Origin of the sequence: Terrabacter sp. NPDC000476 (assembly GCF_040300125.1) — a bacterium.
Classification (GTDB): Bacteria; Actinomycetota; Actinomycetes; order Actinomycetales; family Dermatophilaceae; genus Terrabacter.
The window spans coordinates 2,603,178-2,626,209 of sequence record NZ_JBEPDF010000001.1 but is presented as its reverse complement, the minus strand read 5'-3'; the positions used below and the strand labels follow the sequence as shown (position 1 = coordinate 2,626,209).

Genomic DNA, 23,032 nt, shown 5'->3' with positions numbered 1-23,032 from the left:
GCTGGAGGGCCCTGACGGCATCCGGCCCCGGTGCCACGCTGGAAGGGTCGGGGCCGAGCAGGGAGGCATCATGAGACGAGCACTCGTCGCGGCCGCGCTGGCCGTTCCCTTCGCCCTCGCGCCGTGGGCGACCCCCATCGCGGGGGCGGCGCAACCGCGGATCTACCACACCATTCAGGACACCACCGGGTCCGCGGTCGTCTCCGCCACCCGGGGCCGCGAGCTGACCGAGGTCTTCGTCTCCTCGAGCGTGGCCATGTATGCCGCCCAGCCCGGCCCCGTGGGCAAGCAGGGCCTCACGAGCGTCTTCGTCCGCGTGCGCGACACGTGCGCGACGGCGCCGCTCCGCGCAGCGGCGGGCGGTGGCGGGACGGTCCTCTTCGAGGCCGACGCGCAGAACGGCGCGCCGCTCGTCGTCGACCCCGGCTGACCCGGGCCTCCGTCACGACCGACCTGCCCGGCGCCGACGACGCCGGCAACCCCGTCACCGTCCACCTCAGCGCCGCGTGGACCGGCACCGGCCCCCTCGAGCACACCACCGTGGCGACCCACGACAACACCGGTGACGGCAACGTCAGCTCGACGACGAACGGGCTGCGCCGCCCCGCGGCTGCGACGGTGTCGGTGCGCGTGTCCGGACGGTCGGTGGGCGCCACCGACCCGAACGCCGTCGTCGAGCCGACGAAGTGGCACTGCATCGAGAACCCGCGGCCCGGTGTGGAGGACTACTACCCCTGCTTCGGCTTCCCGGGCTGACCCAGCAGGGTCACCCGTCGAGTGCCCCGCCCCTGACCGCGCACCACAGCAGCCAGGGGCGGCCGGCTGCAGTGTCGAAGCCGGTCGGCGCACTGGCGAAGCCGGTCGTCAGCGCAGGATCGCGGCGAAGGCGTCGAGGAGGATGTCGATCTCCGCCTCGCCGACGACGAGCGGGGGAGCGATGCGCACCGTCGAGCCGTGCGTGTCCTTGACGAGCACGCCGTGCTCGAGCAGGCGCCTCGAGGCCTCTCGGCCGGTCATCCGGCCGGGGTCGATGTCGACGCCGGCCCAGAGCCCGCGGCACCGGACGGCCTCGACGCCGTGGCCGACGAGCTCGCGCAGTCCCGCCTCGAGGTGGGCGCCGAGGCGGCGTGCGTGCTGCTGCCACTCGCCGGTGGCGAGCAGCCCGACGACGGCCCGCCCGACGGCGGCGCCGAGCGGGTTGCCGCCGAAGGTCGAGCCGTGGCTGCCGGGGTCGAAGACGCCGAGCACGTCGCGGTCGGCGACGACGGCCGAGACCGGCACGATGCCGCCGCCGAGCGCCTTGCCGAGGATGTAGACGTCGGGCACGACGCCCTCGAGGTCGCACGCGAAGGTCGAGCCCGTGCGCCCGAGCCCCGACTGGATCTCGTCGGCGAGCATGAGCACCCCGGTGCGGCGGGTCAGCTCGCGCACGTCGCGCAGCCAGCCGTCGGGCGGGAGGATGACGCCGCCCTCGCCCTGGACCGGCTCGAGCAGCACGGCCACCGTCTCGTCGGTGATGGCGGCCTCGAGCGCCTCGATGTCGCCGAACGGGACGACGTCGAAGCCGGGCGTGTACGGCCCGTAGTGGTCGTGCGCGACCGGGTCGTCGGAGAAGCTGATGATCGTCGTCGTGCGGCCGTGGAAGTTGCCCGCCATGACGACGATGCGCGCGCGGCCGTCGGGCACGCCCTTGACCTCGTAGCCCCACCGCCGGGCCGTCTTGATCGCCGTCTCGACGGCCTCCGCGCCGGTGTTCATCGGCAGCACGAGCTGCTTGCCCGCGAGGGTGGCGAGGTCGCGGCAGAAGGGGCCGAGCTGGTCGCTGTGGAAGGCGCGGCTCGTCAGGGTGAGCCGATCGAGCTGGGCGCGGGCCACCGCGACGAGCGTCGGGTGCAGGTGGCCGAAGTTGAGCGCCGAGTAGCCGGCGAGGGCGTCGAGGTAGCGCCGGCCCTCGACGTCGGTGACCCAGGCCCCCTCGGCGTGCGAGAGGACGACGGGCAACGGGTTGTAGTTGGCCGCCACCCAGTCGGCGGCGAGGGAGACGTGCTCCGACGTCGAGCTGCCAGGGATCGGGCCGGGCCGTTCGCGGGCCCCGGGACGTGCGGCCGTGTCGCTCACCTCTCGATCGTCGCACCGCCACCCTCGGGCGTCACGGGAAACGACCGTGACGCCGCTCTCGTCCCGCCGCCGGGCCCTTGTGGCAGTGGGAAACTGGCGGTGGCGGGTCCCGCAGCCAGGACTGCCCGCAGTGGGGCGTGTCGGTCACGTCGGCGATCCAGCCACGGAGACGGCCATGGCCATGCACACCCCGAGCCCGCAGACCCCCGACCCCGCAGCCGCCCGCACGCGCGTCGTCGTCCTCGGCGCGGCCGGCCGCGACTTCCACGACTTCAACGTCGTCCTCCGCGACGACCCCGGGGTCGAGGTCGTCGCGTTCACGGCGACCCAGATCCCCGACATCGAGGGGCGCCGCTACCCGCCGTCGCTCGCGGGACCGCTCTATCCGCAAGGGATTCCGATCGTCGCCGAGTCGGAGCTGGACGAGCTCGTCGCACGGGAGCACGTCGACGTCGTCGTCTTCGCCTACTCCGACGTGCGCCACGAGCAGGTCATGCACCTCGCGTCGCGGTGCATCGCGGCCGGTGCGGACTTCCGCCTGCACAGCGCGCGCCGCACCATGCTGCGCAGTGCGAAGCCCGTCGTCGCGGTGACGGCCGTGCGCACCGGCGTCGGCAAGAGCCAGACGACGCGCCACCTCGCGCGCCTGCTCACCGGCCTCGGCCTGCGGGTCGTGGCCGTGCGCCACCCGATGCCCTACGGCGACCTCGCCGCGCAGGCCTGCCAGCGCTTCGCCACGTATGCCGACCTCGACCGCCACGACTGCACCATCGAGGAGCGCGAGGAGTACGAGCCGCACCTCGATGCGGGCGTCGTCGTCTACGCCGGCGTCGACTACGAGCGCATCCTCCGCGAGGCCGAGCAGGAGGCCGACGTCGTGCTCTGGGACGGCGGCAACAACGACCTCCCCTTCTACGTGCCCGACCTGCACGTCGTGCTCGCCGACCCGCTGCGCCCGGGCGATGAGGCGGCTTACCACCCCGGCGAGGCAAACGTCCGCATGGCCGACGTCGTCGTCGTCGCCAAGTGCGACTCGGCACGGCCCGGGGACGTCGCCGCCGTCGAGGCCTCGGTGCGCACGCTCAACCCGCGCGCGACGGTGCTGCGCGCCGACAGCCCCGTCACCGTCGACGACCCGGCCGCGGTCGCCGGGCGCCGCGTGCTCGTCGTCGAGGACGGCCCGACCCTGACGCACGGGTCGATGACCTACGGAGCCGGTGTCGTCGGCGCGCGCTCCGCCGGAGCGGCGCAGATCGTCGACCCGACGCCGTATGCCGTGGGGTCCATCGCCGCGACCTACGCGCGCTACCCGAACGCGCGGGGCGTGCTGCCCGCCATGGGCTACGGCGACGCGCAGGTGCGCGACCTCGAGGCCACGATCCGCGCGGCCGTCGAGGCCGGCGCGTGCGACGCCGTCGTCGCCGGCACCCCGGTCGACCTCACCCGCGTGCTCTCGGTGCCGGTGCCGATCGTCCGGGCGCGCTACGAGCTGCGCGAGGTCGTGCCCGGCGGTCTCGCGGCGGCCGTGCGAGCCGCCCTGCCCACGGTGCAGCCCCCATCCCCAGACCACCCGTCCACGTCCTACGCAGGGAGCCGCTCATGAGCACCGCCACACCGCACGTCCCCTCCGACCACCGTGCGCCGCCCGGCGCGGTCCGCAGGGCCGGCGGGCGGCGCAGCGGCTACGCCGGCTCGGTCGTCGTCAACCTGCTCCTGCTCGGCCTCGTCAACACGTGGCCCGGTTGGGAGGCGGTGCCGTTCCTCACCGCGAGCACGACCCTCGTCCTCGGCGCGGTCAACGCGTCGATCGTGGCCCGGGTCGTGGCCGACCTCGTCAACCTCCTGCTCGACCTGCCCCGCCCGCGCGCGCTCGGCGACATCGTGTCGCTCGGCTTCGGCATCGCCGCCCTCGTGCGGATCTGGCAGGTCTTCCCGCTCGACGTCGTGGGCACCGGCTGGGAGGTCGTGGCCCGCGTGCTGCTCGCCGTCGGCCTCGTCGGCAGCGCGATCGGCGTCGTCGACGCCCTGTCCCGCTTCTTTACCGGCCGCTTCCCGAGGACGTGATCCCGATGTCGACCTCCACACCCCTTCCCCCGCCCGTCTCCTCACCCCTTCCCTCACCCGTCGCGCCGCCCCCGAACCCCGCGCGGCGCCACCTCGCCGCCCTCGTCATCGGCTGCCTGCTCCTGCTGCCCGGCCTGGGGATGCTGCTCGGCGGCGCCGGTGTCGTCGGGGCCTACGCCTTCGGTCGCGACAGCGCGGGCTACCTCGCCCTCACCCTCCCGTCGGTCCACAGCGCGACGCCAGCCGTCACCGTCGAGGACGTCGTCGTCCGGACCGGGCCCGACGTGCCCGCCTGGGTGCTCGACCGGCTCGACCTCGACGTGCGACTCGCCGTGACGCCGTCGGCCAACAGCAGGGCCGTCTTCGTCGGCGTGGCCCCGGAAGCCCGGCTGACGGCATACCTCGACGGCGTCGCCCACGACCAGGTCGTCGGCGTCACCGACCGGCGCAACGGCGTACCCCGCGCGGCCGTGCTGCGCAGCACGCCGGGCGCGAACACCGCTGCGGCGCCGACGGGTCAGACGTTCTGGACGTCCGCCGTCACCGGCACCGGTCGCCAGCAGCTGACGTGGCAGGTGACCGGGGGCCAGTGGGCCGCCGTCGTCATGAACGCCGACGGCAGCGCCGGCATCGACGTGTCCGCGACGTTGGGCGTGCGGGCCGGCTTCCTCCTGCCGCTGGGGCTGCTGCTGCTCGGCATCGGGCTCGTCGTCACCGGTCTCGCGGTCGCGCTCGTCATCCGCGGGGCGAACACGGGTGGGCCGTCGAGAGGCGAATCCGTCTCGGGCACAGACGTTCCCGCGGTCCCGACCCCTGCCGGAGCCGCCGCGAAGGGCACGTCGGCGGCACCCGCGCCGTGGCACACCCACGTGCGCGCGGTGAGCCCGGTCGCGCTCGACGCGCGGCTCGACGCCCCGCTCTCGCGGTGGCTCTGGCTCGTCAAGTGGTTCCTCGCGATCCCGCACGTCGTCGTGCTCGCCCTGCTGTGGACGGCCTTCGTCGTCGTCAGCGTCGTCGCGTTCGTCGCCATCCTCTTCACGGGCAGGTACCCGCGCGGCCTCTTCGACTTCAACGTCGGCGTCCTGCGCTGGTCGTGGCGGGTCGGCTACTACTGCGGCAACGGCGGGCTCGGCACCGACCGCTACCCACCGTTCAGCCTCGACGACGACCCGGACTACCCGGCGCACCTGTCGATCGCCTACCCGGAGCGGCTCTCGCGCGGGCTCGTGCTCGTCAAGTGGTGGCTGCTCGCCATCCCGCACTACCTCATCCTCGGCCTGCTCGTCGGGGGCAGCTGGGGCTGGACGGCGGCCCGTGACGAGGGCTGGCGCGTCGACCCCGTCGGCGGCGGCATCCTCGGCCTGCTCGTCGTCGTCGCGGGGCTCTTCCTGCTCTTCACCGACCGCTACCCGCGCTCGCTCTTCGACCTCGTCGTCGGGCTGAACCGCTGGGTCTACCGGGTCATCGCGTATGCCGCCCTGATGACGGATGCGTACCCGCCCTTCCAGCTCGACGAGGGTGGGGCGGAGACGCCGGTGGCGCCCCCTCCTGCACCGCCGGTGCTGCCGAACGCGTCGGACGCGCCGACCGCACCCGCCGAGGTGCCGCCGGACCGCGTCCGCACCCACCTGCCGGGCTGAGTCGCCGCTGCGGCCCCGACGCGCCTCAGGGGCGCGGCCGGGGCCGCCACAGGGCGAGGGCCAGGCCGGCGACGACGACCACGGGGCCGATGACGGCCCACAGGGTGACGCCCGACATGACGCTGCCCCCGACGTAGCCGAGGCCCTGCCGCGTCCACAGCAGCCCGACGGCGACGACGAGCACCCCGAGCGAGACCCGCAGCGGACGACTCATGACCCGGCCTGCCGTGTGGTGTCCATCGCCCGACCGTACGTCGCGCTCGCCCGTCGACACCACCGATCGCGTCAATCCACCGCGGGGCGCGCCCGACAGGTCTAGCGTCGACAGGTGGACGGTTCGCGTCCGAGCGGGCCGTGATCCCAGGGGAGATGATCATGCGACCCATCTCGACGTTCGCGTCCCTCACCGCCGCAGCCGCGCTGGCCGTGCTGCCCCTCGGAGCCGCGACGGGTGCCCCGCGCGCGGCGTCCCCGGCAGCCGGAGCAGGACCGACGGCACACGCGATGACTGCAGCCACGGCAGCCACTGCACTCACGGCATCCGGGGTGACCGTCGTGCACCGGCACCACGGGTTCCGTCCGGGTGCGGGCACCGTCGGCGACCCGTACGTCGGCCACCTCGGCAACGGCGGCTACGACGTGCGGCACTACGACCTCTCGGTCTCCTACGACCCGGCCATCGACCGCCTCCGCGGGCGGGCGGGCATCTCGGCCGTCGCCACGCAGGACCTCTCGCGCTTCAACCTCGACCTCGAGGGGCTCACGGTGCGCTCCGTCACGGTCGACGGCCGGCCTGCGCGGTGGAGCCGCGCCGGTGGCGAGCTGCGGATCACCCCGCCCCGGGGGCTGCGCACGAAGCGGGCCTTCACGACCGTCGTCGTCTACGACGGTGTGCCGGCCACCCTGCCGGACGGGTCGGGCTTCGTGCACACCGGCGACGGCGCCCTCGTCATCGGCGAGCCCGAGGTCGCGGCCACCTGGTTCCCCGTCAACGACCACCCGAGCGACAAGGCGACCTACCACTTCGACGTCACCGTGCCGAAGGGCCTGACGGCTGTCGCGAACGGCTCGCTGACCCGCACCCGCAGGCACCACGGCTGGACCACCTGGACGTGGGACGCGCGCGCCCCGATGGCCTCCTACCTCGCGACGGCGACGATCGGCCGCTTCGACCTCCGGCGCTCGACGCATGCGGGCATCGCGATCTGGGACGCGGTCGACCCCGCCCTCCACGACCCCGTCGCGCGACCTCGCACGGGCACGTCGTTCGCCATCTCGGGACAGGCCGACTCGGCGTACAAGCGGCTGACCCGCACCATCGCCGTGCCGGCAGGCGGGGCGTCGGTGACGTTCTGGGTCACCCGGAAGACCGAGCAGCGCTGGGACCACTTCTTCGTCGAGGCGCGGCACGCCGGCGCCGACGACTGGACGACGCTGCCCGACGCCAACGGGCACTCGAGCGCCGACACGGGCAGCTCGTGCCCCGGCTGGCTCGTCATCCACCCGTTCCTCACGCACTACCAGCACGACGACGGCGACGGCACGTGCAGCCCGAAGGGCACGACGGGGCAGTGGAACTCGGCCTCCGGCACGAGTCGGGGCGCCGAGCAGTGGCGCATCGACCTGACGCCGTACGCCGGCAGCACCGTCGAGCTGTCGCTGACCTCCGCGAGCGACGACGTCGTGCAGCGCGCTGGTGTCTTCGTCGACGACGTCGTCGTCTCGACGGGGGAGGGGAGCACGTCCTTCGAGGCCGACGGCGACGTCATGGACGGGTGGACCGTGCCCGGTCCGCCGGCCGGCAGCGCCGGCAACGAGAACGACTGGAGCATCGGCGGGGTGGCGGACGTGCCGCCCCCGCCCGGCGTCGGTGCCGACGCCTCGCTCGCCCACGAGCCGGAGGTGCTCGACTTCCTCTCCGCCACGTTCGGCCGCTACCCGTTCCGGGCCTCCGGCGGGATCGTCGACGACGACCCCGACCTCGGCTTCGCCCTGGAGAACCAGACGCGACCGATCTACTCGCAGGTCTTCTTCGACCAGCCCGAGGGCGACACCGGTGTCGTCGTGCACGAGCTCGCCCACCAGTGGTTCGGCGACAGCGTGTCGGTGCGGCGGTGGAAGGACATCTGGCTCAACGAGGGCTTCGCGACCTACGCCGAGTGGCTGTGGTCGGAGCACGAGGGCCAGGGCACGGCCCAGGACAACTTCGACTTCTGGTTCGGCCTCATCCCGGCGGACAGCCCCTTCTGGGGCGTGGTCGTCGGTGACCCCGGCCGCGACCTGATGTTCGACGACGCCGTCTACCTCCGGGGCGGGATGACCCTGCACCAGCTGCGGCTCACCGTCGGCGACGACGCCTTCTTCACGATCCTGCGCACGTGGGCGCGCACGCACCGCTACGGCAACGGCACGACGGCGCAGTTCGTCGCGCTCGCCGAGCGGGTGTCGCACCGGCAGCTCGACGCGTTCTTCGACACCTGGCTGATGACGCCGGGCAAGCCCGTGCTGCCGGGCGCGGCGCCGTCCGCCACCGCACGCCGGGCGGCGGCGCGCGGCCTCGCGGCCGCGCCGGCGGGGTCCCACTCGCTCGTGATCCGCGTCAAGCAGGGCCTCGCCCTCCGCTGACCACGGCCCGGGCGCCCACCTGCCTACTGCGGCAGGTGGGCCTCGAGCCAGTCGAGGATCTCGGCCTCGACCTCGTCGCGGTTCGTCTCGTTGAGGATCTCGTGGCGGGCTCCCGGCCACAGCGTCACCGTGACGTCACGCACGCCGACGCGGCGCAGCTGCTCGGCGACCTTCTGCACGCCCTTGCCGTTGGCGCCGACGGGATCCATGTCTCCCGAGGTGAGGTGGACCGGCAGGTCCGCGGGCACGCGCGCCGCGACCCGGTCGGTGTTGACCGCCTCGAGGCCCCGCAGCAGGTCGGCGAATCCGCCTGCGCTGAAGACGAACCCGCAGTCGGGGTCCTCCACGTACCTGTCGACCTCGGCCGGATCGCGCGAGAGCCAGTCGAAGTCGGTGCGGGTCGGCTTGAACGCCTTGTTGTACTGCCCGAAGCTCAAGGTGTTCATCAGCCCGCTCGTGTGACCGTGGCCGCGTAGGCGGGCCTGCGTGGCGGCGAGGAAGACGCCCACCTTCCCGACCGCGCCCGCGCCACCGGCGGTGCCCGAGAGCACGAGGCCGGTGAGCTCGGAGCCGTAGCGGGCGGCATACCCCCTCGACAGGAACGAGCCCATGCTGTGCCCGAGGAGGAAGACCGGCCGGCCCGGCTGCTCGTCGCGGGCGCGGGCCGTGACGGCGTGGAGGTCGTCGATGACGACGCGCCAGCCGTCGCGCTCGGCGAAGAGTCCGCGCGTGCCCGAGGTCCTCCCGTGGCCGCGGTGGTCCGAGCCGTAGACGGCGTAGCCGTGGTCGGTGAGGCGCTGCGCGAAGCGGGCGTAGCGGCTCGAGTGCTCGGCGAGGCCGTGCGCGACCTGGACGACCGCCTTGACCGCGTCGGGCCCGCCGTCGGGCAGCCAACGGTTGACGAAGACCTCGGTGCCGTCGGGCGTGGTCACCGTGAAGGTGCTGCTCTGCATGGATCGTCCTCGATCTCGGGCCGCGCCGGGCGCCGCGCCCGGGCTGTTCCGGCACCGTACCCCGCGCCGGCCCGATCCCATGCCCGGTTCGACCCGGTTCAGTCCGAACACACAAAAACGGGTGCCCGAATCTATTTACTTAGCACCGACCGCGTGGTTTCCTGAGAGGGAGGTCCTCGCGGAGGACGACAGAAGCGGTCCGGACGAGGGAGTCCCCATGTACGCAGCGGAGCGGCAGCAGCGGATCATCGCCGTCGCGCGCCGTGACGGCCGCGTCGAGGTCACCGCCCTCGCCGACACGCTGGGCGTCGCCGCCGAGACCGTCCGCCGCGACCTCACCGCCCTCGAGCGCCGGGGCTCGCTCCGCCGGGTGCACGGCGGCGCCATCCCCGTCGAGCGCCTCGAGGTCGAGCCGTCGCTCGCGACCCGGTCGGGCCGGCTCGCCGACGTCAAGCGGCGCATCGCGGCACGGGCCCTCGACGAGCTGCCCAGCGGCGGCAGCATCATCCTCGACTCCGGCTCGACGGCCCTCGCCGTGGCCGAGCTGCTGCCCCCCGACCTCGACCTCACCGTCCTGACGAACAGCCTCGCGGCGGCCACCGTGCTCGCCTCGCACCCCGGCATCTCCCTCTACCTGCTCGGCGGACGCGTGCGGGGCACGACCGGCGCGGCCGTGGGCGACTGGGCGACCGGTCCCCTCGCCGACGTGACCGTCGACGTCGCCTTCCTCGGCACGAACGGCCTCTCCGTCGCCCGGGGCCTGACGACGCCCGACCAGTCCGAGGCCCTCGTCAAGCGCGCCATGGTCGGCGCCGCCCGCAAGTGCGTGGTCCTCACCGACTCGAGCAAGACCGGTGACGCCCACCTCCACCGATTCGCCCAGGTCGCCGACGTCGACGTCGTCATCACCGACACCGACGTGGACGACGACGTCGCCGCCGAGATCCGTGCGGCCGGACCGGAAGTGGTGACCACATGATCGTCACGCTGACCCCGAACCCGAGCATCGACCGGGCCGTGCTCATCGAGGCCCTGCGGCGCGGCGAGGTGCACCGCGCCACGAGCAGCCGCATCGACCCGGGCGGCAAGGGCGTCAACGTCTCCCGCGCCCTCGCCGCGCAGTCTGGGACGACCGTCGCCGTGCTGCCGAGCGGCGGCCCCGAGGGCCACCTCCTCGAGGAGCTGCTCGACGCCGCCGGCGTCGGCTACGCCTCGGTGCCGGTGCGCGGCTCGGTGCGGATGAACATCAGCGTCCTCGAGCCCGACGGCACGACGACCAAGCTCAACGAGCCCGGCCCCGACCTCTCGGAGGCCGAGGTGGAGGCGCTGCTCGCCACGACGCTCGAGCGCGCCACCGGCGCGGACTGGGTCGTCGGGTGCGGCAGCCTCCCGCCGGGGGCGCCCACGGACCTGTATGCCGTGCTCGTCTCCCGGGTGCGCGAGCGCGGTGGCCGCGTCGCCATCGACTCCTCCGGGGCGTCCTTCGCCGCGGCCGTCGCCGCCACCCCGCACCTCATCAAGCCCAACCACGAGGAGCTCGCCGAGCTCGTCGGCCACGACCTGCCGACGCTCGCCGACGTGCGCGACGCCGCCCGCGAGCTCGTCTCGGCCGGCATCGAGGTCGTCGCCGTCAGCCTCGGCGGCGACGGCGCCCTGCTCGTCACGGCCGACGAGGTGGCCCACGCCCGCGCCTCGATCACGCGGCCCCTCTCGACCGTCGGCGCCGGTGACTGCATGCTCGCCGGCCTGCTCCACGGACTGTCCACCGGCCTCGACCCGGCCGACGCCCTCACGAGGGGCGTCACCTGGGGCGCGGCCGCGGTGACCCTGCCCGGCAGCCGGGTCCCCGCCCCCACCGACCTCGACGGCATCCACGCCGAGCTCACGCGTGAGCCCGACCTGGCCCTGGCGCTCTCCTGACCCGTCCCAAGCACGTCCCGCACGACCTCGCACGACCTCGCACGACCTGGCACGACCTGGCACGACCTCGCACGACCAGCACTCGCTCGCTGTCCCTCCGGAAAGGAAAACCCATGTCCCTCATCACCGAAGAGCAGGTCATCCTCGACCTCACCGGTGCCGACCGCCACGAGGCGACCCGGACGCTCGGTGAGCGGCTCGTCGCCTCCGGTCGCTGCACCGACCTCGACACCTTCATCGACGACGTGCGCAAGCGCGAGGAGGTGATGGCGACCGGCCTCCCCGGCGGCATCGGCATCCCGCACGCCCGCAGCGCCGCCATCACCGAGCCCTCGCTCGTCTTCGGCCGCGCGGCCGACGGCATCGACTGGGGTGCCAAGGACGGCCCGGCCACCCTCGTCTTCCTCATCGCGGCCCCCGAGGGCGGTGGTGACGCGCACATGCAGATGCTGCCCAAGCTCGCCCGTGCCCTCATGAAGAAGGACTTCAAGGCCGCCCTCGCCGCCGCGACGACGGAGGAGGAGGTCGTGCGCATCGTCAGCGCGGAGGTGGAGCTCGACGCCCCGGCCGCCGCGCCCGCCACGTCCGGCGGCTCGACCGCAGCCTCCGCTGCCTCTGCCGGCGCCGACCGCACCGGCGCGGCCGGCGGCAGCGTCGCCACCGCGACGCCGCCCGCCAAGCGCGTGCTCAACCTCGTCGGGGTCACCTCGTGCCCCACCGGCATCGCGCACACCTACATGGCGGCCGAGGGGCTCGAGAACGCGGCCAAGGCCGCGGGGCACCAGATGGTCGTCGAGACCCAGGGCTCGGCCGGCTCGAAGCCGCTCAGCCCCGAGGTCATCGCGGCCGCCGACGCGGTCATCTTCGCCCACGACCTGCCCGTCAAGGACGCCCGCCGCTTCGCCGGCAAGCCGCTCGTCGACGTCGGCGTCAAGAAGGGCATCTCCGACGGCCCCGGCCTCATCAACCAGGCCGAGCAGCTCGTCGCCGAGTGGGACGCCGACCCCGCCAAGCGCGAGGCCGCGGCCGCCGCGGCAGCCTCCGCCGCGGCCTCCGGCGGCCTCACCTCCAAGGTGGAGGAGGGCGCGAGCACCGCGACGAAGGTGCGCCAGTGGCTGATGACCGGTGTCTCGTACATGATCCCGTTCGTCGCGGCCGGCGGCATCCTCATCGCCCTGTCGTTCATGCTCGCCCAGGTCGCCCTGGGTGAGGACGGCGCCATCCAGATCGTCAAGTACGGCCTGACCGCCGAGGGCGAGTTCAACATCACGCAGAACTTCAACCCGCTCAGCCTGACGTCGTGGGCCGCGCTCCTCTTCGTCATCGGCGGCGCCTCGTTCGGCTTCCTCGTGCCGATCCTCTCGGGCTTCATCGCCTTCGCCATCGCCGACCGCCCCGGCCTCGTGCCCGGCATCGTCGGCGGGTCGGTCGCTGCCACGATGGGCGCCGGCTTCCTCGGTGGCCTCGTCACCGGCCTGCTCGGCGGCTTCGTCGCCCGCTGGGTGTCGAACTGGAACGTCGCCAAGGGCGTGCGGGGCGTCATGCCCGTGGTCGTCATCCCGCTCGTCAGCTCGCTCATCACGATCGGCCTGTTCATCACCGTCCTCGGCCGCCCCATCAAGGGCCTGACCGACGGCCTCAACAGCTGGCTGACCGGCATGACGGGCGCGAGCTCGATCATCCTCGGCGTCATCCTCGGCGCGATGATGGGCTTCGACCTCGGCGGCCCCGTCAACAAGGTCGCGTATGCCTTCGCCACCACCGGTCTCGCCGCCGCGGGAGCGTCCACCGACGCCCCGCAGCTGAAGATCATGGCCGCCGTCATGGCCGCCGGCATGGTCGCGCCGCTCGCCATGGCGCTCGCCACGACGATCCGCCCGCAGCTCTTCTCCGAGCCCGAGCGCGAGAACGGCAAGGCGGCCTGGCTGCTCGGGTTCTCGTTCATCTCGGAGGGTGCGATCCCGTTCGCCGCGGCCGACCCGGTGCGCATCATCGCCAGCTCGGTCGTCGGCTCCGCCGTCACCGGCGCTCTCGCGATGCTCTTCGGCACGACGCTGCGGGCCCCGCACGGAGGCATCTGGGTGCTGCCGCTCATCGGCAACTTCCTGCTCTTCCTCGTGGCCCTCGCCGCCGGCGTCCTCGTCACGACGGGCCTCGTCGTCGCGCTCAAGTCGCGCGACTCGAAGCTTGCCACCGTCGAGGCGAGCGCTACGGTCTGATCAGGGCGTGACCCCGATCGCCGTCTGACGCACCATCGCACCGACGCACGACCACCTGAACCCATCAGAAGGAGCACGTCCATGGCAACCCGCACCGTCACCATCGCCTCGTCGGTGGGCCTGCACGCCCGCCCGGCCGCTCTCTTCGTCGAGGCCGCGAGCAGCTCCGGCCTCGACGTCGAGATCGCCAAGCCCGGCGAGGACCCGGTCGACGCGACGAGCATCCTCGGCGTCATGGCCCTCGGGGCCAAGCACGGCGAGGAGGTCGTCCTGACGGCCGAGGGCGACGGCGCCGACGAGACGCTCGACTCGCTCGTCGCGCTCCTCTCCCGCGACCTCGACGCGGAGTAGGACCCATGGCCGACTCGGAGACGAGGCAGGGGATCGGCGTCAGCCCGGGCACGGCGTACGGGCCGGTGGTGCAGGTCGCACCACCGGTCCGGCCGCCGGCCGACGAGGCGGCCGTCGACGACCAGGAGGCCGCGCTCGCCGACGTGCGGGCGGCCTTCGAGTCGGTCGCGGTGTCGCTCGAGGAGCGGGCCAGCCGCGTCGAGGACACCGCCCAGCAGATCCTCAAGGCGACCGCCCTCATCGCGCGCGACAAAGGCCTCGTCAAGGCGTCGGCCAAGCAGCTCGCGGCAGGGCGCGGCCGCGCCACCTCGATCTCGAACGCCGTCGAGGAGTACGCCGCCCAGTTCGAGGCGCTCGGCGGCTACTTCGCCGAGCGGGTCGCCGACCTGCGCGACGTCGGGTCGCGCGCGGTGGCGGCGGTGCTCGGCGTGCCCGCCCCCGGGGTGCCGGCGTTCACCGAGCCGAGCGTCATCGTGGCCGAGGACCTCGCCCCGGCCGAGACGGCCACCCTCGACCGCTCGCTCGTCGTCGGCATCATCACCGAGGCGGGCGGGCGCACGAGCCACACGGCGATCCTCGCGGCCCAGATGGGCATCCCCGCCGTCGTGCAGCTGGCCGGCGCCACCGGGATCGCCGGCGGCACGCCCGTCGCCCTCGACGGTGACTCCGGCGAGGTGACGATCGCCCCCGACATGGCCCTCGTCACCGCCCAGCGCGAGCGCGCCCAGCGCCGCACCGAGGCGCTCGCCCACCTCTCGGGGCCGGGCCGCACGAGCGACGGCCAGCCCGTCGCGCTGCTCGCCAACATCGGCGGTGTCGACGACGCCGTCTCGGCCGGCGCCCTCGACCTCGAGGGCGTGGGCCTCTTCCGCACCGAGTTCGTCTACCTCTCCGCCACGAAGGCGCCGACCGTCGAGGAGCAGACCGAGATCTACCGCGGCGTCTTCGCGCCCTTCGGCGACCGCCGGGTCGTCGTGCGCACGCTCGACGCGGGCGCCGACAAGCCGCTGAAGTTCGCCGACCTGGGCCCCGAGGAGAACCCGGCCCTCGGCCGCCGCGGGCTGCGCCTGTCGGCCGAGCGGCCCGACCTGCTCGACGCCCAGCTCGAGGCGCTCGCCATCGCGGCCCGCGAGACCGGCGCCGACGTGCGCGTCATGGCGCCGATGGTGGCGACCGCCGAGGAGGCCGCCTGGTTCGCCCGGCGCGTCCGCGAGAACGGCCTCGCCAAGGCCGGCGTCATGATCGAGGTGCCGGGTGCGGCGTTGCGGGCCCGGCACGTGCTCGGCGAGGTCGAGTTCGGCTCGCTCGGCACGAACGACCTCGCCCAGTACACGATGGCCGCCGACCGCATGCAGGGTGCGCTCTCCGACCTGCTCGACCCGTGGCAGCCGGCGGTGCTCGACGTCGTGGGCGCCGCCTGCGAGGGCGCCGCGGCGGTCGACCGGCCGATCGGCGTCTGCGGCGAGTCGGCGGGCGACCCCCTGCTCGCGCTCGTGCTCGTCGGCCTCGGCGTCACGAGCCTGTCGATGGCGCCGAGCAAGGTGCCGGTCGTGCGGCTCGCGCTCTCGCTCCACTCGGTGGCCGAGTGCCAGGCGCTCGCCGTCGCCGCACGGGAGGCGCGCACGGCCGTCGACGCCCTGACCGCCGTGCGCGAAGCCGCGAGGAGCGAGCTGACCGACCTGCTCTGACGACTGCCGGCCGGCAGTCGTCGGCCGGCAGTCGTCGGGCCTCTGTCGTCGGTCAGCTCGCCTCGGCGAACGCCTGGAACGCCTCCATCGTGCGACGCGTCTCCTTCGGGAAGGTGCGGCCGAAGAGCAGGCCGACGACCTTCATGAACCCGCTCAGCACGAACTCGTCGTGGGCCACCCACCGCGTGGCGTCCGGGCCGTCCTCGTGGAACTCGTGGCGGCTGACGTTGTGCACGCCCTTCGCGTCGTAGGTCGCCTCGAACGCGTACGGCAGGTCACGCCGCGTCACCGTCTCGACCATCTCGAGGGTGCCGCGGCCGCGCTCGTAGGTGAGGCGCGTCTGCGCTCCGGGGTGCCCGGGCGTGCCGTGCACCGGCTCGACCGAGCGCAGCTTGGGCTGCCAGCGCGGCAGGTTGGCGGGGTCGTCGAACAGCTCGATGAAGCGGGCCCGGGGCACGTGGACGACGAGCTCGGTCGTGTACTCCATCGACCCACGCTACTGCGGTCGGCCCTCGAGGACGTCGGCTTCGTGCGGGTCCGGCCGAGCGCGGGTCGCTAGAGGGCGCCGACGACGCCGGCCTTCGTCAGGAGGTCGGTCATGCCGAACGTCCCGGCGGTGCCGTAGGTCGGGGTCCACTCGGGGTCCTGGCGCAGGTAGCTCTGCGCGTCGCCCTCGAGCAGGCCGAGGACGACCTCTCCGACGATCCGCCCGCCGACGGCGCCGAGGTGCGCGCCGCCCGCCTGCACCTCTGCCTCGCGCAGCACGTAGAACCAGAGCGGCGTCCTCGTGTCGAGGTGGTGCGGTGCGAGGTCGGCCAGGTCTGCGGGCGCGAGCGCCGGCACCTGCATGGCACGCGCGACCGCCTGGCCCGACGGGACGCCCATCGTCAACGACCGCAACAGGTTCCGCGTGGCGAGGGAGTCCGGGGTGCCGGTCGCCTGCCCCATGAGGTGGAAGAGGATGCTCGACAGCTTCGTGTCGATCCGCTTGTTCGGCCGGGCCCGGCCGTCGCCGAAGTCGAAGAACGTCTGCCAGTCGACGAAGCGCCGTGGCGCCCGGCAGCCGCCGCGGAGGTCGGCCGGGTCGGTCGGGTCGGGGGAGCTCGGGTCGAAGAAGAGCGCGAAGAACTGCTGCGCCGGGTCGGCGGCGTCGGTGCCGAAGTTCGCGCGGTAGCTCGGGCGCACCTGCGAGTGGCCGAACCGGTAGGCGGCGACCGAGAACTCGACCGGGATGTAGGGCGCGTGCCGCCACGAGTAGAAGCGGCGTCCCTCGGTGCGGATCGTCTCGGTCAGGTCCGCGCCGATCGTCGCGGGGAGGAACTGGTGCACGACCATCCACTGGTAGTGCCAGCGCACGATGCGCTGCGTCTCGGCGAAGACCTCCTCGAGCGTGTAGGCCGCGCCGAGGTCGTCCCTGACGTCGGCGAGCACGGCGTTGTGGAAGCGCAGCATCGCGAGCTGCAGCTGGCTGACCACGAGGTTCTCGTCGTTGCGCGGGTCGGCGACGAGCGCCACGGACTGGCTGTTGCGCGGCACGTCGTGCCGCACCTGCCCGTCGCAGGTCACCGCCGCCGAGCCGGGGATCTCCTCGACGAGGAACGTCGTGCGCCCGCCGTCGACCGTCCGGTCGTAGAGGTGGGGGCTGACGCCGGGCCCGCCGCCGTAGACGCTGTCGAGGTCGAGAGCGGGGATGCGGAAGTTGCGGATCGACTCCGGGTCCTGGCGTCGGGCCAGGCTCGAGGTCGGGTCGAACGTCAGGTCGTGGTCGAGGAACTGGCCCACGAAGGTGAAGCCCGCCGTCATCGTCGGGTTGTTCGGGTTGCGGACGCTCTTGGCCGGGTCGGTGATGAGGGTGACCGGGTCGGAGAGGTCGTCGCCGGGATCCATGACGCCGCCGGGCTGCCCGACCTCGCGCAGGGCGGCGCGGATCGACGGGGTGTCGGCCGAGAAGGGTGGCAGGGAAGGGAACAGCCGGCCGAACCGACCCTCGTCGTAGAAGGTGGACCGGGGGGTCGTCAGGCCGGCGTCGGCGTCTCCGTGGCTCATGCGGGTCAGAGGCTCGGGGGCCGCCCGCTGATACGGCTGCGTGCGGGTGCGGTGCCCGGCGGTGGCCCGGTGGCGACTCGGCCATGACGAGGGTCACGGCCGGCGTCCGGGGCGTTCGCTGCTGGGGTACAGCCGTGCTCGATATCCTCGGAGCAGACGCCCACCCCGGCGTCGACCCGGCCGAAGGAGCCAGCCGTGAGCACCCACCCACACCTCATGGAGCGGATCCGCCTCGAGGACGGCTACCACGAGGACGACCTGCCGTTCATCGAGCACGCGCTGACCCAGCTCTTCGCGCAGCTCGAGCGGTTCGACCCCTCGATGGTCCACATCGGGCTGCGGGTCAAGGACCGCGGCCGACCGGGCATGCACACCTCCGTCGAGGTCTGCGTGAGCGGACTGCCGACGGTCGTCGGCGTCTCCGACCTTCCCGACACGAAGGCCGCCCTCAACGACGCCGAGGACAAGGTCGTCGCCCAGCTGCGCGAGGCCGCGGACCGGCACCACGACCGCCGCCCCCGCCAGCCCCGGCACTGACCTCAGCTGCCGGCGGAGAGCACGTCCGCCAGGTCGTAGCCGACGGGCTCGTCGAGCTGCTCGAAGGTGCACGACTCGGGCGTGCGGTCCTCGCGCCAGCGCACGAACTGCGCCGTGTGGCGGAACCGGGTGCCCTCCATGTGGTCGTAGCGCACCTCGACGACGCGCTCCGGCCGCAGCGGCACGAAGGAGAGGTCCTTGCCGTTGTTCCATCGCGAGAACTCCGAGGACCGCGGGGTGCGCAGCGAGCCGTCGTCGGTGGGTTCGCCCCAGCTCCAAGGGTGCTCGTCCCACTCGGCGACCAGGGGCTGGAGCTCCTCGAAGAGCTCCTTGCGGCGGGCCATGGGGAACGCCCCGATGACGCCGACCGAGGCGAGCTGCCCGTCGTCGCCGTAGAGGCCGAGCAGGAGCGAGCCGATGGCGTCCGGGCCGCTCTTGTGCACGCGGTAGCCGGCGACGACGCAGTCGGCCGTGCGCTCGTGCTTGATCTTGAACATGAGGCGCTTGTCGGGCTCGTAGGCGAGGTCGACCGGCTTGGCGATGACGCCGTCGAGGCCGGCTCCCTCGAACTGGGTGAACCAGCCCCGTGCGACCTCGCGGTCGGGCGTCGCCGCGGTGAGGTGCACGGGAGCCTGCACGTCGGCGAACGCCTTCTCGAGCGCTGCCCGCCGCTCGGCGAACGGGCGGTCCATGAGCGACTCGCCGTCGAGCGCGAGCAGGTCGAAGGCGACGAACGACGCCGGCGTCTCGGCGGCCAGCTTCCTGACGCGCGACGCGGCCGGGTGGATCCGCTGCTGGAGCAGCTCGAAGTCGAGCCGGTCGCCGGATCCCGGTGACACGAGGACGATCTCGCCGTCGACGACGCACTTCTCGGGGAAGTTCGCGAGCACGGCCTCGACGACCTCGGGGAAGTAGCGCGTCATCGGCTTCTCGTTGCGCGAGCCGATCTCGACGAGGTCGCCCGAGCGGAAGATGATCGAGCGGAAGCCGTCCCACTTCGGCTCGTAGAGCACGTCGACCTTGACGGCCGCGAAGTCCTTGACCGGCTTGGCGAGCATCGGTGACACGGGCGGCACGACCGGCATCCCCCACGTCGTGCGCAGGTCGGCGTCGCGCTCGGCCTTGGGCGCCATGTAGTCCGCGTCGGACTTGTCGGTGCGCCGCTTGCTCGGCTGCACCCGAGGCGGCTCGCCCGGCATCTTCGGGTAGTCGGGCGGGAAGTTGAGCTCGCCCAGGCCGCGCTCGCGCACGTCCGCGTCCCACAGGGCGATCGCGGCGGCGACGTCACCCACGGCGTCGTCGATGCCGGCCCACGCGTCGCCGCGGTCGGCCACGAGGGCGGGCACCGTGCGGACCGTCAGCTCCTTCGGGTCCGCGGACACCAGCTCCTCCCACGTCACGGGCGTCGACACCGGCGCCCAGGCGAGCGGGCGGGGGGAGTAGGCCGATGCGATGGTGCGGTCGCGGCAGGCCTGGTTGAAGTCGACGAAGACCTTCTCGCCGCGCTCCTCCTTCCACCACGACGTCGTGACGAGGTCGGGCAGGCGCCGCTCGAGCTCGCGCGCGATGCCGATGACGCCGTGGCGCACGTCGAGGAACTCGTGTGTCGGCGCCACCCGCGCGTAGACGTGGACACCGCGGTTGCCCGACGTCTTGGCCCACGCGGTCAGACCGATCCCGGCCATCACCTCGCGGAGCGCGAGGGCTGCCTCGACCGCGTCGGTGAAGCCGCGCCCCGGCTGCGGGTCGAGGTCGATGCGCAGCTCGTCGGGCCTGTCGACGTCGGTCGTGTGGACCGGCCAGGGGTGGAAGGTGATGGTGTTCATCTGGGCCGCCCAGACGGCGTCGCCGATCTCGTCGACGACGAGCTGCGGGTGCCGGCGCCCGGACGGATACGTGCACATGACGGTGCGGGTGCCCTCGGGCACGCCCTTCGGCGGGTTCTTCGAGAAGAACTCCTCGCCCTCGATGCCCTCGGGGAAGCGCTGGAGCGTCACGGGCCGGTCACCGAGGGCGCGCAGCATCGGGTCGGCGACGGCGACGAGGTACTCCGCCAGGTCGAGCTTCGTGACGGGGCGGCCGTCGGCCATCCCCGCCGCGGGCCACAGCACCCGGTCGGGGCTCGACACGCGCACCTCGCGCACCCCGTCCGGGCTCGACGGACTGGGCGCTGCGACGACGGCGGGCTTGGCGCTCACCCGCCGATCGTAGTCACGGGGTGGGGCTCCGGACGTCCAACGGGTATGTCGCCCGCATGACGCAGGCGCCCACCCTCCACCACCTCGGCGGCGAGCAGTTCGTGCTGCTGACGACCTACCGCCGCTCCGGCGAGCCCGTGCCCACACCCGTCTGGGTGCTGCCCGACGCGGGCGGCGCGGTCGTCAGCACCCCCGCGGGCGCCGGCAAGGTCAAGCGCGTGCGTCGTGACCCGCGCGTCACCCTGCAGGCCTGCGACCGGCGCGGCCGCGTGCAGGAGGGTGCCCCCGTCGTCGAGGGCACGACGGAGGTCATCACCGACTCCGCCGCATCCGAGGCCGTCAACCGTCGGCTCCAGCGCAAGTACGGTCTCGAGTTCCGCATCTTCATGGCCGTCGAGTGGATCCTCAAGCGCGGCAACAGCACTCGCATCGTGCTGCGCATCACCCCGCTCGCGCCACGAGGCTGACGACGTTCGACAGCCCACGGGCAGCCCGTCCCGCGTACGGGCCATCGACCCAGCCGTGACGCCTAGGCTGTTCCGGTGAGCCCTGCAGCCATCGCCCCCGGCGCCCTGCCCGGGCACCCGTGCGCTCACCCCGGGATCTCGCGGTGAGCGACGAGCTCGTCGTCCTCGTCTCGCCGGACGGCCACGCGGTCGGCACCGCGCCCAAGGCGACGGTGCACCACGCGGCGACGCCGCTGCACCTCGCCTTCTCCGCCTACCTCTTCGACGAGGCCGGGCGTCTCCTGCTGACCCGGCGTGCGCTCGACAAGGCCACCTTCCCCGGGGTGTGGACGAACTCGGCGTGCGGCCACCCGGCGCCGGGGGAGCCCCTCGAGGGTGCGGTGCGGCGCCGCGCCCGTGACGAGCTCGGCCTCGCCGTGTCGGGACTGCGTCTCGTGCTTCCGCGCTTCTCCTACCGCGCCGAGATGCACGGCGTCGTCGAGTGGGAGCTGTGCCCGGTGCTCGTCGGCTGCGTGGAGGCGGCCGACGCCGCGGACGCCCGGCCGGACCCCGCCGAGGTGGCCGAGGCCGCGTGGGTGGAGTGGCCCTCCTTCGCCGCCGACGTGCTCGCCGGTCGGCGCCCGGTGTCTTCGTGGTGCCGGGAGCAGGTGGCGGAGCTGACCGCCCTCGGCCCGACGCCCGCGAGCTGGCCCACCGCCGACCCGGGCGAGCTGCCGCCGGCGGCCACCCACGCGATGGACCACGAGATGGACCACGAGACGAACCACGAGACGGACCACGAGACGGAGGACCCGTGAAGCTGCTGCTCACGTCCGGGGGCGTCAGGAACCCCACCATCCACGCCGCGCTCGAGCGGCTGCTCGGCCGGCCGGTCGAGCAGTGTCGCGCGCTCGTCGTGCCGACGGCGCAGTGGGGCCACCCGGCGTGCGGGCCTGCCTCGGTGCGGGGCCTCGTCGCCGCGGACCCCGTCTTCCGGGGCTTCACCGGCCTCGGGTGGGCCTCGCTCGGCGTCCTCGAGCTGACCGCCCTGCCGACGATCGGCGCCGATCGCTGGGTGCCGTGGGTGCAGGACGCCGACGTCCTGCTCGTCGACGGCGGCGACGCGACCTACCTCGCGCACTGGATGCGCGAGTCGGGCCTCGCCGAGCTGCTGCCGACCCTGCCCGACCTCGTCTGGGTGGGCGTCAGCGCAGGCAGCATGGTGATGACGCCGCGCATCGGGAGCGACTTCGTGCAGTGGCCGGGCGCGCCGGACGACCGCACGCTGGGGGTCGTCGACTTCGCGATCTTCCCGCACCTCGAGGCGTTCCCCGGCAACAGCCGCGCCGACGCCGAGCGGTGGGCGGCCGACATCGGCGTGCCGTCCTACGCCATCGACGAGCAGACCGCGATCCAGGTCGTCGACGGGGCGGTCGAGGTCGTCTCGGAGGGGACCTGGCTCACGTTCGGGGCCGACTCCCGAGGCTGACGTCCGGCCGGTCGCCCCGACCGCCGACCCGAGGGTGGGTAGGGGGAGCGTGTGACCCGACCCTCCGTCCGCGACCCCGCGCGCCGACCGTGGCCCGCGCGCCTCGGCGGTGCGCTCCTCGCCTCCGGCCTCGGCGCGGTCGCGAAGGCCACCCGCCGGCGACCCATCCACGCCCGCGGGCGCACCTGGCGCGCGACGTTGTGCGTCGACGCGCCGGTCGAGCACCTGGGCGTCCCGCTGTTCGCCGACCGTGGGGTGCACCCGTGCACGGCGCGACTCTCCCGGGCCGTGGGCACGCCGCCCGGCTGGTGGGACGTCGGCGGTCTCGCCCTGCGGCTCCCGGGCGCGGGCAGCCGAGGCGCGGACGCCGACCTGCTGTTCGCGACGACGGGCACGGGTCGGGTCAGCCGCCACCTGCTGCGGCCGGTGCGCGAGACCGCCGGCCGTCCCCTCACGACCCTGCTGCCGACCCGGGCCGGTGGGCGCTCGTTCGTGCTGCTCGCGCGACCGCTCGGCGAGCAGTTCGAGATCGGCATCGGCATCGAGGGCGGTGCCTGGCACGCCGTCGGGCTGCTCCGCCTCGACGACGAGGTGGCCGACCGGGCCCTCCGGTTCGACCCGGTCGTGCGCCCGCTCGCCGGCACGCACGCCCCCGGCTGGGTCGCCGCCGTCCGCGAGCCGGCGTACCGCTGGGCCCGCCGTCTCGGTCGACCCTGACCCGACCCTGATCAGACCCTG

The 23,032-nt window shown here is 73.7% G+C and carries 22 protein-coding genes; 16 read left to right on the top strand and 6 right to left on the bottom strand.

The window, feature by feature from the left end; all coding sequences use genetic code 11:
- Positions 1-70 precede the first annotated feature (70 nt).
- On the top strand, positions 71-430 hold the full coding sequence (locus ABT295_RS12320) for a hypothetical protein (protein ID WP_352394641.1): 360 nt from the start codon (positions 71-73) through the stop codon (positions 428-430).
- A gap of 110 nt (positions 431-540) precedes the next feature.
- Positions 541-756, top strand: a complete 216-nt coding sequence (locus ABT295_RS12315; RefSeq protein WP_352394640.1) for a hypothetical protein — start codon at positions 541-543, stop codon at positions 754-756.
- Between the two features lie 108 nt (positions 757-864).
- Here the strand turns inward: ABT295_RS12315 and rocD are convergent, their stop codons facing one another.
- Complete coding sequence (gene rocD / locus ABT295_RS12310) at positions 865-2,118, bottom strand: ornithine--oxo-acid transaminase (protein WP_502991112.1); 1,254 nt, start codon at positions 2,116-2,118, stop codon at positions 865-867.
- 175 nt (positions 2,119-2,293) lie between these two features.
- On the opposite strand from rocD, the gene ABT295_RS12305 reads away from it, so the two are divergent.
- Genes ABT295_RS12305 through ABT295_RS12295 form a run of 3 tightly spaced genes read left to right on the top strand, consistent with a single transcriptional unit; the run spans position 2,294 to position 5,822 of the window.
- Positions 2,294-3,721 carry a cyclic 2,3-diphosphoglycerate synthase gene (locus ABT295_RS12305; protein ID WP_352394639.1) on the top strand — a complete coding sequence of 476 codons (1,428 nt, stop codon included), beginning with the start codon at positions 2,294-2,296 and terminating at the stop codon, positions 3,719-3,721.
- Positions 3,718-4,182, top strand: a complete 465-nt coding sequence (locus ABT295_RS12300) for a hypothetical protein (protein ID WP_352394638.1) — start codon at positions 3,718-3,720, stop codon at positions 4,180-4,182. Before ABT295_RS12305 ends, ABT295_RS12300 begins: the two co-directional genes overlap by 4 nt.
- 5 nt (positions 4,183-4,187) lie before the next feature.
- On the top strand, positions 4,188-5,822 hold the full coding sequence (locus ABT295_RS12295; protein ID WP_352394637.1) for a DUF4389 domain-containing protein: 1,635 nt from the start codon (positions 4,188-4,190) through the stop codon (positions 5,820-5,822).
- Positions 5,823-5,847: 25 nt separating this feature from the next.
- On the opposite strand, the gene ABT295_RS12290 is transcribed toward ABT295_RS12295, so the two are convergent.
- Positions 5,848-6,036: a hypothetical protein gene (locus ABT295_RS12290; protein WP_352394636.1), complete on the bottom strand. Its 189-nt coding sequence runs from the start codon at positions 6,034-6,036 to the stop codon at positions 5,848-5,850.
- Between the two features lie 161 nt (positions 6,037-6,197).
- Here ABT295_RS12290 and ABT295_RS12285 point away from each other — a divergent pair, with 161 nt between their 5' ends.
- Positions 6,198-8,447 carry a M1 family metallopeptidase gene (locus ABT295_RS12285; RefSeq protein WP_352394635.1) on the top strand — a complete coding sequence of 750 codons (2,250 nt, stop codon included), beginning with the start codon at positions 6,198-6,200 and terminating at the stop codon, positions 8,445-8,447.
- A 23-nt stretch (positions 8,448-8,470) separates the two neighbouring features.
- On the opposite strand, the gene ABT295_RS12280 is transcribed toward ABT295_RS12285, so the two are convergent.
- Positions 8,471-9,400: an alpha/beta hydrolase gene (locus ABT295_RS12280; RefSeq protein WP_352394634.1), complete on the bottom strand. Its 930-nt coding sequence runs from the start codon at positions 9,398-9,400 to the stop codon at positions 8,471-8,473.
- Positions 9,401-9,617: 217 nt separating this feature from the next.
- Here ABT295_RS12280 and ABT295_RS12275 point away from each other — a divergent pair, with 217 nt between their 5' ends.
- From ABT295_RS12275 to ptsP, 5 genes are all read left to right on the top strand, one after another.
- Positions 9,618-10,379: a DeoR/GlpR family DNA-binding transcription regulator gene (locus ABT295_RS12275; protein WP_352394633.1), complete on the top strand. Its 762-nt coding sequence runs from the start codon at positions 9,618-9,620 to the stop codon at positions 10,377-10,379.
- On the top strand, positions 10,376-11,320 hold the full coding sequence (gene pfkB / locus ABT295_RS12270; protein ID WP_352394632.1) for a 1-phosphofructokinase: 945 nt from the start codon (positions 10,376-10,378) through the stop codon (positions 11,318-11,320). The genes ABT295_RS12275 and pfkB overlap by 4 nt, the downstream gene beginning before the upstream one ends.
- Before the next feature lie 113 nt (positions 11,321-11,433).
- Entirely contained in the window at positions 11,434-13,539 is a 2,106-nt protein-coding gene (locus ABT295_RS12265) for a PTS fructose transporter subunit IIABC (RefSeq protein ID WP_352394631.1), read from the top strand.
- Between the two features lie 81 nt (positions 13,540-13,620).
- Positions 13,621-13,890, top strand: a complete 270-nt coding sequence (locus ABT295_RS12260; protein WP_345505828.1) for an HPr family phosphocarrier protein — start codon at positions 13,621-13,623, stop codon at positions 13,888-13,890.
- Between the two features lie 5 nt (positions 13,891-13,895).
- Positions 13,896-15,578, top strand: a complete 1,683-nt coding sequence (gene ptsP, locus ABT295_RS12255; RefSeq protein ID WP_352394630.1) for a phosphoenolpyruvate--protein phosphotransferase — start codon at positions 13,896-13,898, stop codon at positions 15,576-15,578.
- A 52-nt stretch (positions 15,579-15,630) separates the two neighbouring features.
- On the opposite strand, the gene ABT295_RS12250 is transcribed toward ptsP, so the two are convergent.
- Both ABT295_RS12250 and ABT295_RS12245 read right to left on the bottom strand, forming a co-directional pair.
- A complete protein-coding gene (locus tag ABT295_RS12250; RefSeq protein ID WP_352394629.1) occupies positions 15,631-16,065 on the bottom strand; it encodes an SRPBCC family protein in 435 nt (144 codons plus the stop codon).
- 68 nt (positions 16,066-16,133) lie between these two features.
- Positions 16,134-17,624 carry a peroxidase family protein gene (locus tag ABT295_RS12245; RefSeq protein ID WP_352394628.1) on the bottom strand — a complete coding sequence of 497 codons (1,491 nt, stop codon included), beginning with the start codon at positions 17,622-17,624 and terminating at the stop codon, positions 16,134-16,136.
- A 195-nt stretch (positions 17,625-17,819) separates the two neighbouring features.
- On the opposite strand from ABT295_RS12245, the gene ABT295_RS12240 reads away from it, so the two are divergent.
- The gene (locus ABT295_RS12240; RefSeq protein WP_352394627.1) at positions 17,820-18,161 is read left to right on the top strand and encodes a hypothetical protein; all 342 of its coding nucleotides are present in this window, start codon (positions 17,820-17,822) and stop codon (positions 18,159-18,161) included.
- Between the two features lie 2 nt (positions 18,162-18,163).
- On the opposite strand, the gene ABT295_RS12235 is transcribed toward ABT295_RS12240, so the two are convergent.
- Entirely contained in the window at positions 18,164-20,359 is a 2,196-nt protein-coding gene (locus tag ABT295_RS12235; protein ID WP_352394626.1) for an ATP-dependent DNA ligase, read from the bottom strand.
- Between the two features lie 56 nt (positions 20,360-20,415).
- On the opposite strand from ABT295_RS12235, the gene ABT295_RS12230 reads away from it, so the two are divergent.
- The 4 genes from ABT295_RS12230 to ABT295_RS12215 all read left to right on the top strand — a co-directional run bounded on the left by ABT295_RS12230 (position 20,416) and on the right by ABT295_RS12215 (position 23,011).
- On the top strand, positions 20,416-20,826 hold the full coding sequence (locus tag ABT295_RS12230) for a PPOX class F420-dependent oxidoreductase (protein WP_352394625.1): 411 nt from the start codon (positions 20,416-20,418) through the stop codon (positions 20,824-20,826).
- 143 nt (positions 20,827-20,969) lie between these two features.
- Positions 20,970-21,623: an isopentenyl-diphosphate Delta-isomerase gene (idi, locus tag ABT295_RS12225; RefSeq protein ID WP_352394624.1), complete on the top strand. Its 654-nt coding sequence runs from the start codon at positions 20,970-20,972 to the stop codon at positions 21,621-21,623.
- Positions 21,620-22,294 (top strand): Type 1 glutamine amidotransferase-like domain-containing protein, encoded by a 675-nt coding sequence (locus tag ABT295_RS12220; RefSeq protein ID WP_352394623.1) that lies wholly within the window; start codon positions 21,620-21,622, stop codon positions 22,292-22,294. The genes idi and ABT295_RS12220 overlap by 4 nt, the downstream gene beginning before the upstream one ends.
- Before the next feature lie 51 nt (positions 22,295-22,345).
- The gene (locus tag ABT295_RS12215; RefSeq protein ID WP_352394622.1) at positions 22,346-23,011 is read left to right on the top strand and encodes a phosphodiesterase; all 666 of its coding nucleotides are present in this window, start codon (positions 22,346-22,348) and stop codon (positions 23,009-23,011) included.
- Positions 23,012-23,032 lie beyond the last annotated feature (21 nt).

Coding starts and splice junctions, on each gene's coding strand:
- ABT295_RS12320 (WP_352394641.1), top strand. CDS start 71: ATGAGACGAGCACTCGTCGCGGCCGCGCTGGCCGTTCCCTTCGCCCTC.
- ABT295_RS12305 (WP_352394639.1), top strand. CDS start 2,294: ATGGCCATGCACACCCCGAGCCCGCAGACCCCCGACCCCGCAGCCGCC.
- ABT295_RS12300 (WP_352394638.1), top strand. CDS start 3,718: ATGAGCACCGCCACACCGCACGTCCCCTCCGACCACCGTGCGCCGCCC.
- ABT295_RS12295 (WP_352394637.1), top strand. CDS start 4,188: ATGTCGACCTCCACACCCCTTCCCCCGCCCGTCTCCTCACCCCTTCCC.
- ABT295_RS12290 (WP_352394636.1), bottom strand. CDS start 6,036: ATGAGTCGTCCGCTGCGGGTCTCGCTCGGGGTGCTCGTCGTCGCCGTC.
- ABT295_RS12285 (WP_352394635.1), top strand. CDS start 6,198: ATGCGACCCATCTCGACGTTCGCGTCCCTCACCGCCGCAGCCGCGCTG.
- ABT295_RS12280 (WP_352394634.1), bottom strand. CDS start 9,400: ATGCAGAGCAGCACCTTCACGGTGACCACGCCCGACGGCACCGAGGTC.
- ABT295_RS12275 (WP_352394633.1), top strand. CDS start 9,618: ATGTACGCAGCGGAGCGGCAGCAGCGGATCATCGCCGTCGCGCGCCGT.
- pfkB (WP_352394632.1), top strand. CDS start 10,376: ATGATCGTCACGCTGACCCCGAACCCGAGCATCGACCGGGCCGTGCTC.
- ABT295_RS12265 (WP_352394631.1), top strand. CDS start 11,434: ATGTCCCTCATCACCGAAGAGCAGGTCATCCTCGACCTCACCGGTGCC.
- ABT295_RS12260 (WP_345505828.1), top strand. CDS start 13,621: ATGGCAACCCGCACCGTCACCATCGCCTCGTCGGTGGGCCTGCACGCC.
- ptsP (WP_352394630.1), top strand. CDS start 13,896: ATGGCCGACTCGGAGACGAGGCAGGGGATCGGCGTCAGCCCGGGCACG.
- ABT295_RS12250 (WP_352394629.1), bottom strand. CDS start 16,065: ATGGAGTACACGACCGAGCTCGTCGTCCACGTGCCCCGGGCCCGCTTC.
- ABT295_RS12245 (WP_352394628.1), bottom strand. CDS start 17,624: ATGAGCCACGGAGACGCCGACGCCGGCCTGACGACCCCCCGGTCCACC.
- ABT295_RS12230 (WP_352394625.1), top strand. CDS start 20,416: ATGACGCAGGCGCCCACCCTCCACCACCTCGGCGGCGAGCAGTTCGTG.